The sequence below is a fragment of the Tistrella bauzanensis genome (assembly GCF_014636235.1).
Lineage (GTDB): Bacteria > Pseudomonadota > Alphaproteobacteria > Tistrellales > Tistrellaceae > Tistrella > Tistrella bauzanensis.
This window is the reverse complement of sequence record NZ_BMDZ01000104.1, coordinates 1-11,515: the sequence shown is the minus strand read 5'-3', so window position 1 is coordinate 11,515 and position 11,515 is coordinate 1. Positions and strand designations below refer to the sequence as shown.

At 67.1% G+C, this 11,515-nt stretch carries 13 protein-coding genes; 7 read left to right on the top strand and 6 right to left on the bottom strand.

All coding sequences use genetic code 11. The annotated features are described in order from the left end of the window. Positions 1 to 64: 64 nt before the first annotated feature. Positions 65 to 931: an HpcH/HpaI aldolase/citrate lyase family protein gene (locus IEW15_RS23775; protein WP_188582736.1), complete on the bottom strand. Its 867-nt coding sequence runs from the start codon at positions 929 to 931 to the stop codon at positions 65 to 67. A gap of 122 nt (positions 932 to 1,053) precedes the next feature. Continuing rightward, positions 1,054 to 1,671, bottom strand: a complete 618-nt coding sequence (locus IEW15_RS23770; protein ID WP_188582735.1) for a helix-turn-helix domain-containing protein — start codon at positions 1,669 to 1,671, stop codon at positions 1,054 to 1,056. A gap of 321 nt (positions 1,672 to 1,992) precedes the next feature. Here IEW15_RS23770 and IEW15_RS23765 point away from each other — a divergent pair, with 321 nt between their 5' ends. The 4 genes from IEW15_RS23765 (at position 1,993) to IEW15_RS23750 (ending at position 5,566) form a co-directional block, all read left to right on the top strand. Beyond that, positions 1,993 to 2,739, top strand: coding sequence for a substrate-binding periplasmic protein (locus IEW15_RS23765; RefSeq protein ID WP_188582733.1), 747 nt, complete (start codon positions 1,993 to 1,995; stop codon positions 2,737 to 2,739). Between the two features lie 140 nt (positions 2,740 to 2,879). Beyond that, positions 2,880 to 3,536 (top strand): amino acid ABC transporter permease, encoded by a 657-nt coding sequence (locus tag IEW15_RS23760; protein ID WP_188582731.1) that lies wholly within the window; start codon positions 2,880 to 2,882, stop codon positions 3,534 to 3,536. After that, positions 3,533 to 4,264 carry an amino acid ABC transporter ATP-binding protein gene (locus tag IEW15_RS23755; RefSeq protein ID WP_188582728.1) on the top strand — a complete coding sequence of 244 codons (732 nt, stop codon included), beginning with the start codon at positions 3,533 to 3,535 and terminating at the stop codon, positions 4,262 to 4,264. The genes IEW15_RS23760 and IEW15_RS23755 overlap by 4 nt, the downstream gene beginning before the upstream one ends. A 21-nt stretch (positions 4,265 to 4,285) precedes the next feature. Then, a complete protein-coding gene (locus IEW15_RS23750) occupies positions 4,286 to 5,566 on the top strand; it encodes an NAD(P)/FAD-dependent oxidoreductase (RefSeq protein ID WP_188582726.1) in 1,281 nt (426 codons plus the stop codon). Between the two features lie 42 nt (positions 5,567 to 5,608). Here IEW15_RS23750 and IEW15_RS23745 read toward each other — a convergent pair whose 3' ends face one another. Next, a complete protein-coding gene (locus tag IEW15_RS23745; protein ID WP_188582724.1) occupies positions 5,609 to 5,968 on the bottom strand; it encodes a bleomycin resistance protein in 360 nt (119 codons plus the stop codon). A gap of 57 nt (positions 5,969 to 6,025) precedes the next feature. Further along, positions 6,026 to 6,373 (bottom strand): DUF962 domain-containing protein, encoded by a 348-nt coding sequence (locus IEW15_RS23740; protein WP_188582722.1) that lies wholly within the window; start codon positions 6,371 to 6,373, stop codon positions 6,026 to 6,028. Positions 6,374 to 6,693: 320 nt separating this feature from the next. On the opposite strand from IEW15_RS23740, the gene IEW15_RS23735 reads away from it, so the two are divergent. Then, positions 6,694 to 8,049 carry a thioesterase family protein gene (locus IEW15_RS23735; RefSeq protein WP_188582719.1) on the top strand — a complete coding sequence of 452 codons (1,356 nt, stop codon included), beginning with the start codon at positions 6,694 to 6,696 and terminating at the stop codon, positions 8,047 to 8,049. Between the two features lie 61 nt (positions 8,050 to 8,110). Here the strand turns inward: IEW15_RS23735 and IEW15_RS23730 are convergent, their stop codons facing one another. Next, positions 8,111 to 8,614: an Lrp/AsnC family transcriptional regulator gene (locus IEW15_RS23730; protein WP_188582717.1), complete on the bottom strand. Its 504-nt coding sequence runs from the start codon at positions 8,612 to 8,614 to the stop codon at positions 8,111 to 8,113. A gap of 114 nt (positions 8,615 to 8,728) precedes the next feature. Between IEW15_RS23730 and IEW15_RS23725 the strand changes: the two genes are divergently transcribed. Both IEW15_RS23725 and IEW15_RS23720 read left to right on the top strand, forming a co-directional pair. Beyond that, complete coding sequence (locus IEW15_RS23725) at positions 8,729 to 9,916, top strand: diaminopropionate ammonia-lyase (protein ID WP_229708636.1); 1,188 nt, start codon at positions 8,729 to 8,731, stop codon at positions 9,914 to 9,916. A 16-nt stretch (positions 9,917 to 9,932) separates the two neighbouring features. After that, the gene (locus IEW15_RS23720) at positions 9,933 to 10,454 is read left to right on the top strand and encodes a GNAT family N-acetyltransferase (RefSeq protein WP_188582715.1); all 522 of its coding nucleotides are present in this window, start codon (positions 9,933 to 9,935) and stop codon (positions 10,452 to 10,454) included. A 21-nt stretch (positions 10,455 to 10,475) separates the two neighbouring features. Here IEW15_RS23720 and IEW15_RS23715 read toward each other — a convergent pair whose 3' ends face one another. Further along, positions 10,476 to 10,910, bottom strand: a complete 435-nt coding sequence (locus tag IEW15_RS23715; protein ID WP_188582713.1) for a CBS domain-containing protein — start codon at positions 10,908 to 10,910, stop codon at positions 10,476 to 10,478. Positions 10,911 to 11,515 lie beyond the last annotated feature (605 nt).

Sequence of the window (11,515 nt, the reverse complement as noted above, 5' to 3'; positions counted from 1 at the left end):
TCCGACGCAAGGTCGCCGCTTGGGACGACGACTTCCTCGCAAGCATCATCGCAGCTTAAAATTTTCACCCGATTCCCCTGGCATTCTCCCAGGTGTTGACGATGCGGGTCATGCTGCGCAACACCGGCTTTTCGATCAGCTTGCCATCCACCACCAGCAGGCCGCCATCGGCGGTGGCGAAGGCATCCAGCACCTTGCGGGCATAGGCAACGGTGGCGTCATCGGGCATGAAGACGGCATTGATCGCCGGGATCTGCTTGGGATGGATGGTGCCCTTGCCGGTGAAGCCCAGCTCGGCCGCCGCCTCGGCCTCGCGGATCATGCCGGCCTCGTCCTCCAGGTCGAGCCAGGGCACGTCGATGACATCGACGCCGGCGGTGGCGGCCGCGTGCACGACCCGTGAGCGGGCATAGAGCAGCGCATTCCAACTGGTGCGGCAACGCAGATCGGCGGCCATGTCGACACCGCCGAAGAACAGCCCGTCGATGCGGTCGGAACACCGGCCGATCTCGACGGCGGCCTCCAATGCCTCATTGGTCTCGATGATCACATGCAGCCGGGTCGGGCGCTGATATTCGGACAGAAGGTCGGCGAGATTGCGCACCTCCTCCGGCCCTTTCACCTTGGGCAGCATCACCGCCGGCGCCGGCACGGGCGCCTCGATCAACGCCTTCACATCGGCCATGCCTTCGGGCGTGCGCAGGCAGTTGACGCGGATGATCCGCTCCACCCCCGCGCCGCCTTGGGTGACCGGCACATAGGCGAAGGCCTTGTCGCGTGCCTCGGGCTTGTCGCGCGGGGCGACCGCGTCTTCCAGATCGACACAGACCATGTCGGTGCCCGATGCCAGCGCCTTCGGGAACATATCGGGGCGGGTGCCCGGTGTGAAGATGAAGCTGCGTCGCGACTGGATGCGGGGTGCGGCGGACATGGGGACTCCTGGTCTGGCGGGGTGGGGGTGCCGCCTGCCATGATATGGGTTGGGCGGGCAGGGGCCAAGGCACAGGGTCAGAAGGTGGTCCATGGTCGCAGGCGTCCCTGGCGCCGCCGTCGTCACCACACCGGTGGGGTGGTGATCCACAAGATGCGGGTGCGACCGGTTGCCAGATTGCGGAACTTGTGCGGCGAGGCGCTTTCGAAATGGAAGGCGTCACCTTCGCCCAGGCGATAGACCTGACCGTCGATATAGAGCTCCAGCCGCCCCTCAAGCACCACGCCGCATTCCTCGCCCTCGTGATTGTACGGGTCGTCGCCGGAGCCGCCATTCACATCCAGGGTGAGTTCCATCACCTGCAACATGCCCTGGTCGTGGACGGTGAGGAATTCCTTGACCATGCCCTTGTCGCCGAAATCCACCCGCCGGCGCTGGCCGGACCGGACGATGCGCCGCGCCTCAAGCCCGGTATCGGTGTCGTTGCCGCCCAGCAGCGTCAGAACCGGCACGTCGAGAATGGCGCAGATCGCGCGCAGCGCCCGCACCGAGGGCGACGAGATGCCCCGCTCGATCTGGCTGAGAAAGCCGACCGAGACATTGGCCGCGTCGGCCACCTGCTTCAGCGACAGGCCACGCGCCTGACGGGCTTTGCGCACCGCAAGCCCCAGGCTCAGATCGTTCTCTTCATTCTGCGGCGCATCGGCGGCCGGCGTCGGGGCTGCATCGGGGGCTGTCATCGCGGGCGGATACCTCAACGTTCATTGCGTTGAAAGGAGGGCCATATTTTTTCACCAATTGCCAGCGCCATGCGCGTGCCGGCCGCTGTGATCTCGTCGACGACCTCGTCGGCGGGGCACGATGCTTCGTCAGCACGGTCTGGCAATCTTGTTCATGAAAATGAAATCGCCCGCCCAATTTCATTGCATGGCATGATAATTTCATTACCATGAAAATAGATCAACGACAAAAGCCGGCTGACGGGGATGCGGAGGGAGCCGCGTGGCCCGGGGAGCGGATATCCTTCGCCGCGGCCGGCAAAGCCAGACAGGGGATGTTTCATGAAGCTGAAGACGATTGCGGCCGTCATCACGACACTGGCCATCGGCTTCACCGCGCCGGCGATCGCCGCCGATGCGGTGACGGTGGGGGTTACCACCACCGGCGTACCGTTCACCTTCATCGACACCGCGACCAGCAAGCCGACCGGTGCCATGGTCGAACTGGCCGAGGCGATCGCGGCCGAGACCGGCATGACCGCCGAATTCGAGGTGGTGGCGTTCTCGGCGCTGATCCCGTCGCTGACCACGGGCAAGATCGACATGATCTCGGCCGGCATGTTCGCGACCGACAAGCGGCGCGAGGTGGTCGATTTCTCAACGCCGGTCTACAGCTATGGTGAGGGCATGTTCGTCGCGGCGGATGATGCCACCGACTACACGCTCGACGACCTGAACGGCGCCACGGTCGGCGCCCAGGTCGGCACCACCTTCGCCGACACGCTGAAGGCGCGCGGCACGTTTGGCGAGATCAAGCTGTATGACAGCATCGCCGACATCATGCGCGACGTGAAGCTGGGCCGGATCAAGGCCGGCTTCGGCGACAAGCCGATCATCGCCTATCAGATCAGCCAGAACCCGAAGATGGGCGTGCGGCTGGTCGAGGGGTATCAGCCGATGAAGCCGGGCGATGTGGCGCTGGCGGTCTCCAAGGAGAACACCGCCCTGCTCGATGCCGTGAACGCGGCGATCGCCAAACTGAAGGACAGCGGCGCGCTGGCGAAGATCTTCGCCAAATACGGCCTCTGACCGGTTTCGGCTTCTGACCGGTTCTGGCCTTTGACCGGTTCTGGCCTCTGACCGGTTCTGGCCTCTGACCGGTTTCGGGGCCGGCGCTCCGGCAGGACGCCGGCCCTGTCATCACGGCGCATTGCCATGAAAGGCGATCGATGAGCGACTTCCTCAGCCAGTCCGCCGAATATCTGCCGGTTCTTCTTCAGGGGGCGTGGCTGACGGTGGCGGTGACCGTGCTCTCGCTGGCGCTCGCGACCCTGCTTGGCCTGCTCTGGGCGCTGCTGCGCACATCAGGCGTGGCGGCACTGGCGGTGCCCACCCGCATTCTGGTCGAATTCGTGCGCGGCATCCCGATCCTGGTGATCCTGTTCTATCTCTATTTCGTGATGCCGGAAATCGGGCTGGACCTGACCGCCTTTCAGGCCGGGGTGATCGGGCTGGCGCTGACCTATTCCTGCTATATCGGCGAGACCTTCCGCGCCGGGATCGAGGCCGTGGACAAGGGCCAGATCGAGGCGGCGAAGTCGATCGGCATGAAGCGGCCGCTGATGATGCGCCGGGTGGTGCTGCCGCAGGCCTTCCGGATCGTGGTGCCGCCCTATGCCAACAATCTGGTGATGCTGTTGAAGGACAGCTCGCAGGTTTCGGTCATCTCGGTGGCGGAACTCACCATGCAGGGCAAGATGCTGGCCTCGTCGACCTTCGACAACATGACGGTCTTCACCCTGGTGGCGCTGCTCTATCTGTGCCTGACCATTCCGCTCAACATGGTGATGCGCCGGGTCGAACTCCGGATGGGGGGCGCGCGATGATCCGCTTCGAGGCTGTGCATAAATCCTATGGCCGCCACGAGGTGCTGAAGGGCATCGACGCCGAGGTCGGCCGCGGTCAGGTGGTGTGCCTGATCGGCCCGTCGGGTTCGGGTAAATCGACCCTGCTGCGCTGTGTCAACGGGCTTGAGACCTATCAGGCCGGCCGGATCACGGTGGACGGCGTGCCGGTCGATGCGGCCGCCCCGACCATTCATGGTCTGCGCACCCGGGTCTCGATGGTGTTCCAGCGCTTCAACCTGTTTCCGCACCGCTCGGCGATCGAGAACGTCATGGAAGGCCCGATCCATGTGCTGAGGGAAAAGCCGGCCGAGGTGCGTGCCCGCGCCGAGGCGCTGCTGGCGCAGGTGGGGCTTGCCGACAAGATCGATGCCGCGCCGGCCGCACTCTCGGGCGGCCAGCAGCAGCGCGTCGCCATCGCCCGCGCCCTGGCCATGCGCCCCGATGCGATCCTGTTCGACGAGCCGACATCGGCGCTGGACCCGGAAATGGTCGGTGAGGTGTTGCAGGTGATGCGGACGCTGGCCGATCAGCACATGACCATGCTGGTCGTGACCCACGAGATCCAGTTCGCGCGTGAGGTCGCCGACGCGGTGCTGTTTCTCGATGGCGGGCGGATCGTCGAACAGGGGCCGGCCGATGCGGTGCTGCGCAACCCCACCCATGAACGCACGCAGGATTTCCTGCGCCGCGTCACCCATCCCGTCTGAACATCTGGTCCGGGGGCCGTCATGCCATCATCCGCCATCATCCGCCCCGTGCCGTCGGTGTGGGCCGCGACCGCAGCGCCCGGTCCAGACCTGCCTGCCATCGCGGGCGCGCAGCAGGCCGACGTCGCGATCATCGGCGCCGGCTTCACCGGCCTCACCGCGGCCCTGGCGCTGGCCGGAGGCGGCGCATCGGTGATCGTCGCCGACACCGTCGAGCCGGGATACGGTGCCAGCGGCCGCAATGGCGGGCAGGTGATCCCCGGCCTGAAATACGATCCCGATACCCTGGATGCGATGTTCGGCCCCGAGACCACGGCCTTTGTCGGCGGCACCGCCGATGTGGTGTTCAGGCTGGTGCAGACCTATGGCATCGATTGCGATCCGATCCGTGGCGGCTGGATTCAGGCCTCGGTGAAACACGCCCATCTGCCGGCGCTGGAACGGCGGATGGCGCAGTGGCGGGCGCGCGGCGCCGATGTCGCGATGCTGGATGCCGGCGCCATGGCCGCCCGCACCGGTGGCACCGGCTTCGTCGGCGGCTGGATCGACCATCGCGGCGGCAGCGTTCATCCCTTGAATTATGCGCGTGGACTGGCGCGCGCGGCGCTGGCGGCCGGGGTGCGGATGTTTCGCGAAGCGGAGGCCGTGTCGCTTGTTCGTGCCGATGACGGCTGGACCATCGGCTTCGATAATGGTGCGAGCGTGCGGGCCGGTCAGGTGGTGGTGGCAACCAACGGCTATACCGGCCGGCTGTGGCCGGGGTTGAAGGCGACGGTGATCCCGGCCAACAGCATTCAGGTGGCGACGGCGCCGCTCGATGCCGACCAGCTTGCCCGCATCCTGCCCGCGCGCAGCGTGGTCTCCGACAGCCGGCGGATCGCCAATTATTTCCGGATCGGGCCGGAGGGACGGCTGATGATGGGCGGGCGCGGCGCCTTCACCGATCCGCGCGGTGCCACCGACTATCACCGGATCGACGCCGCCCTGCATGGCTTCTTCCCTGAGACCCGCTCGCTGCCGATCGATTTCCGCTGGGCGGGGCGGGTGGCGATGACCCGCGATCACCTGCCGCATATCCATCAGCCGGCGCCGGGTGTCACCATGGCGCTGGGCTATAATGGCCGGGGTGTCGCCATGGCCAGCGCGCTCGGCGGGGCGATCGGCGCCCATCTGCTCGACAGCGCAAAGCCGCTGCCGCTGAGCCTCAGCACGATCCGGCCGATGCCGGTGCACGACCTGCACCCGCTTTATGCCTCGGCGATGATCGCGGCCTATCGGGTGCGGGACATGCTGGAGCGCTGAAGCCCGGGTTGGACCGCTGATGCTCAGGCTGGATCGTTGAGATCAGGCGTGCAATTCGCGGGTCGAGCCGCCGAAGCGCAGCAGGTTGCCATGGGGGTCGATGATGTGAAACTCGGTCATCCCCCAGGGCTTGTCCTCGATCGGCGACAGGCCGGGCACGCCATGGGCGGCGAATTCCGTATACAGATCCAGGATTTCGCCGCCGCGTATATAGCACGAGGTGTGTTCCGGATAGCGCCGGTCATCGGCCAGCCAGAAATGGATCTCCATCCGGTTGCGCCGGACGATCAGATAATTCCCATAGGCCTCGCCGGCGAAGCCAAGCCGGCTTTCATAGAAGCGCTGGCTTTCCGCCAGATCGAGAGAGGCGAGCACGGGGATGCAGAGGGCGGGATCGGTCATGGGTCTGGGTCCATCGTCTGGGAGCGGCTCGCGCTCAACCGGCCACACCCGCGGCTTTCAGGCCGGAACGCCCGCGGCTTTCAGCCGTGGGGCCAGCCGGCCGGTCAGCCACAGCCCGTACATCCGCCAATCGCTGACCAGCGACCAGACGGGATAGGTGAAGGTGGCGGGGCGGTTCTTTTCGATGAAGAAATGGCCGACCCAGGCGAAACCATAGCCGGAGATCAGGGCGCCGGCCAGATACCACCACGAGCCGGTGACGATCAGCGCCGCCAGGCACAGCAAGGCGAGCGTGCTGCCGATGTAATGCAGGCGCCGACAGCGCGGGTCGGCATGCTCTCGCAGGTAATGGGGCCAGAAGTCGGCATAGCGCCGATAGATGGTCGGTTCGGCTGTTGAAGACATGGGTGGAGACCTCCCTCCGCCTGGGCGCCGTTATCGCGGCTGGCGCCTGTCATTGAAACCGATAGTCTAGCATAGAGTGCCCGTGGCTGCCGACCGGGACGGAAACCGCAGGGTCGATGTCACATATCATGCCGTGGGGCTGGAACCGGCCTGCCGCCGCGTGCGATCCTGTGCCGCCCGCAGCCGGCGGCCGGATGACAGCCGGTCCGGGATCGGGTTGTGGTGCGGGTCGATATATCCAGGTTCATAATATGCACCCGCTGTGGTCCGCCCCCGACGGATCCGGCCTTGCGGGATGCATGACGGGAGGACGTTCAGGCATGCAGACGGGCAACCAGGCCGATGAGGACGAGATGATGGCCGAGGATGCGGGCTTCGAGGATATCGAGGCCGGGCGCGGCGTCGTGGTCGCGGGCGAGACCGATGCGCGCGGCCGGATGAGCGCCGCCACGATCACCGACCGGATCACCGATGGCGCGGTGTTCGTGTTGTCGGCGGCGGGCCTTGGCCGCCATGCGCTGTCGGAACAGGGTCTGCGCCTGAAGGTGCTGGCCAGCGCCGTCGAGATCGACGAGGCGCCGGCCGTGGGCGAGGCCTGGCGGCTGGGCCTGCAACCGGTGCCGGCCGAAGAGGGGGCCATCGGCTTTGCCGCCGAACTGGTCGACCCGCTATTCGGCGACCTGATGGCGCGCGGGCTGGTGGAGGTGATCCTGGAAGACGCCGAGGGTGAGCCGGTGTCGTTTCCCGACGACATCGCCGATCGTCTGGCCGATGCCGCCACCGAGGCCGCGGCCCCGGATGACAGCCTGCCCGCCGGATGCGGCGTGGTCGCGACCCGTCATTGCGACATCATGGGCCATATGAACGTGCAGTTCTATGGCGTCGCCTTCGAACAGGCGACCCGGCTGCTGACCGTGGGCCTGGGGCTGCCTGAGGGGGTGGTGCTGAAGCCGACGCGATCGGTGATCCGCTTCAAGGCGGAACAACGGCTGGGCGATGCCTTTCAGGTGACCACCCGCCCGACCATGGTGGCGCCGGATGCTCTGGCCGTGACCCACGAGCTGCACAATATCGAGACCGGCGCGCTTGCGGCTTCGGTGGAATATGTGCTGATCCCGATCACCGCCGCCACCGGCGCCACGCATCCCTTCGACGACGAGACGGTGGAAACCGCGGCGATGCTGGGGGCCGAGGTGCTGGCCGGCATCGATATCGGCCCCGGCCCCACCCCCACCGAGGGTGTGCGGGTCGAGACCTATCGCGGCTCGATCGATCCCTGGCATTGCGACGAGAACGGGTTGCTGAGCCAACAGGCGCTGATCGACCGGTTCTCGTCGGGCGCCGGCCAGTTGCTGGGCGCCATCGGCCTGAGCGGCGCGCGCATCCAGACCGACCGTATCGGCACGGCCGCCGTCGAATACCGGGTGCGCTATGAAGGCCCGGCCCGCAATGGCGATGCGCTGGTTCTGGAAAGCCAGATCGCCGGCGTGCGCGACAAGGTGCTGATCCTGCGCCATCGCCTGGTCCGTCCCGGCGAGGAAGCGACGCCGCTGCTGGAGATCGATGTCGTGGCGGTGATGCTCGACCTGGAGCAGCGCCGCGCCACCCGTGTGCCGGCCGATGTGACCGAACGTGCCCGCGGCCTGCTGGTCGAGACCGAAGCCTCGGCGGGCTGACGCCGGCCTCATGGCCAGATCCGCGGCCCCATGCACAAGGCCAAGTATGGGGCCGCCGGCATCAGCACGGGGGGCAGGGCATCGGGCCGACCGGCACGGCCAGATCCACCTTCACCCGCTCCATGGCAACGAAGGTCCGGAAGCGGCGGATATTGGGGTTGTCGAGGAACAGCCGGCGGGTGAGGGCCTGATAGGCGGCCATGTCGGGAACCGTCAGGATCAGGATGAAATCGGCCTCGCCGGTCACGTAATAGCATTGCTGCACCTCGGGTGCGGCGGCGAAGGCCAGGCGTGTCGCATCCAGTGGCGCGCTCTGCTCGCTCTCCACCTCGACCGCCACCAGGATCGTGATCGGCCGGCCGACCCGGGCCGGATCGAGCACGGCCGCGTTGCGCAGGATGACGCCGGTGTCTTCCAGGCGCCGGATGCGCCGCTGCACCGCCGGCGTCGACAGGTTCACCGCCTGGGCGATCAGGCGCTGCGGTGTGCGGGCATCGCCTTGCAGAATGGCCAGGATATCGAGGTCGAACCGGTCGAGTTCGCCGCGATCGGGAAGAATGCTCATCCAGAGGCCCTTTGACGCGATAAACTTGCGTATCCGATATCGGATCAGAGCCCATTTCCCGCAAGGAACGCAATATTCTTCCGGTCCTGGCCTGATGATGCCTGAAGAGGATGGATGATGCTGATCCCGAACACGCTGCCTGATGCCGGTCTGCCGCTCGATACCGGCGACGTCACGGCCTTCGGCGCCGATGCGGCGCAGGCCGCGGCGGCCCTGTTCGCCCTGACCCATGCCCATGGTGATGCCGCGACCCCCCTCACCACCCTGCCGGCGCTTGCCGCCGGGCTGGGGCTCCACAGCCTGCATGTGAAGGATGAAGGCGGCCGCCACGGGCTTGGCAGCTTCAAGGCGCTGGGCGGCGCCCATGCGGTGATCCGGCTGGTGCTGGCCGAAGCGGCGCGCCGCCTGGGGCGCCCGGTCGCCGCCGCTGATCTCGGCTCGGTCGCGGTGCGGGCGATTGCCGGCACCATGACCGTCAGTTGCGCCACCGACGGCAATCATGGCCGGTCGGTGGCGGCGGGGGCCCGGCTGGTCGGCGCGCGGTCGGTGGTGTTCCTGCATCGGGGCGTCAGCGATGTCCGTGCGGCCGCCATTCGCGAGCAGGGCGCGCGGATCGTGGTGGTCGACGGCGATTATGACGACAGCCTTGCCGAAGCCGGCCGTGTGGCTGCCGCCGAAGGTTGGATCAATGTGTCCGACATGGCGCTGCCGGGAGATGAACGGATCCCGATGCTGGTCATGCAGGGCTATACCGTGATGGCCGCCGAAATCCTGCGCCAGATGCCGCAGCCGCCCAGCCATCTGTTCATCCAGGCCGGGGTCGGTGGCGTTGCCGGCGCGCTGGCCGCTCATATGGCGGCGGTGCTGGGCGACAGCCGGCCACAGGTGGTGGTGGTCGAGCCCGACCGCGCGCCCTGCCTGTTCGACAGCGCCCGGGCCGGTGATCGGCTGCGGCTGGACCGGCACCGGTCGACGGTGATGGCGATGCTGGAGTGCCGCGAGCCCTCGGTGGTGGCGTGGCGCATCCTCGCCCGTCTGGCGGCCGGTTTCATGACCGTGACCGATGACGAGGCCATGGCAGCGGTGGACCGGCTGGCGCGGCCTCTGGGCCGCGATCCGGCGATGCTTGCGGGCGAGAGTGGTGCGGCGGGGCTGGCCGGTCTGCTTCAGGCCGTGTCAGATCCGGCGGGGCGCGCGGCTCTGGCGTTGGACGACCGGGCGCGGGTGCTGGTCATTGCGACCGAAGGTGCCAATGATCCGCAGAACCGGCACCGGCTCTCCATCACCGCAGCACCCCGATGACATCAGAGGATACCAGATGAACCAGATGGACCATGAGACAACCAAGGTCGCGATCCGCCGTGCGACGGTGGCGGACGTGCCTGAGCTGTGGGCGCTGTTGCGCGACCTTGCGGTCGAAGAGGGTCTGGGCGCGCGGTTCACCGCCACCATCGACGACATGCGGCGCGACGGTTTCGGGCCGCGGCCCCGTTTCACCGCGGCTCTGGCGGAGGCGCCGGCGGGGGATGTGCTGGGCTTCGCCAGTTGGTTTCCGCTCTATTCCAGCATCCGGGCGCGGGATTATCTGTTCCTCGACAATCTCTATGTCCGGCCCCAGGCGCGTGGCGGTGGTGGCCGGGTGGCCCGCTTGCTGATCGCACATGTGGCGGCGGATGCGGTGGTCTGGCAGGCGGATCGCCTGGAACTGCATGTGCGGCAGCCGAATGATCGCGCCCGCCGCTTCTATACCCGGACCGGTATCGATGCGACGGGCGTGATCGTGCATGGGGCCGGCAGCGACGGACTGGCCCGGCTTGCCGCAGACGGGGAGGCGGGCTGAGCGCGGGCCGGTCAGGGCGCGTTACTGCACGCCGGCAACGTAATCCCGCAGGGCCTGGGCCTCGGTCTCCAACTCATCGAGCCGCGACTTCACCGCATCGCCGATGCTGACCATGCCGGCCAGACTGCCGTCGTCGTCCAGCACCGGGACGTGGCGGATCCGGCGCTCGGTCATCATGGTCATCAGGTCGTCGATGTTGGTGTCGGGCCGGCAGGTGGTGATGCGGGTGCTCATGACGCCGGAGACCGGCGTATCGAGCAGGCTGGCGCCACGATCGACCAGCCCGCGTGCGACATCGCGTTCCGAGATCATGCCGATGATGGTATCGCCCTCGACCACCGGCAGGGCGCCGATATTGTCATGCGCCAGAATCTCAAGCGCGCGGGCAATGGTGGCTTGCGGGTCGACGGTCGCGAGGCGCCGTCCCTTCCGTCTCAGGATGTGCTCGACGAGCATGCGCCCGGTCCTCCTCTGTACCAGCCGTCCCCGGGAGCGGGGCGGGCCGCGTTGGCAGGCCATGGCGCAACCCGCGCCATCGGCCGCAGTCAACTGACCGGCCGGTGATGACGTTATCCTCCGGCGATGCCCGACCTGGCAGGGCCAGGCACCGGTGTCCCGCATGGGGCCTGTCGCGCAGGCATCGGCTGCATTTTCGGGTGGCTGCCGCGTCGTATCGTTGACGACCCCTTAAGAAAGGAGGGTGGGGACGCGCTGTCACGGAAACAAGGGGCGGTGTGACAGAGGATGCGGGGGCATGATGCATGGGGCGGGTGATCGGCCCGCAGAATAATTCAGGCGGGTTCCACCAGCCTTTTCAATGGCCTGTCAGGGAGTGCCGCCGTCCTGTCGAAAAACCGTCAAAAAAGGTGTTGCCAGTGTGTGCGGGGACCCTTATAAACCGCCCCACACCAGACGGCAGCGCGGTTGACGCGGCGCCGGACGGGGCCGAAAGGCCAGAAAATACAGGCTCTTAAATGGGCTGACAGCGCCTGAGGGCGCGGCGGATCTTCGGGTTCGCTGGGGTTTGTAGCCCCGGATCTTTGACATTGTGAAACGGATCG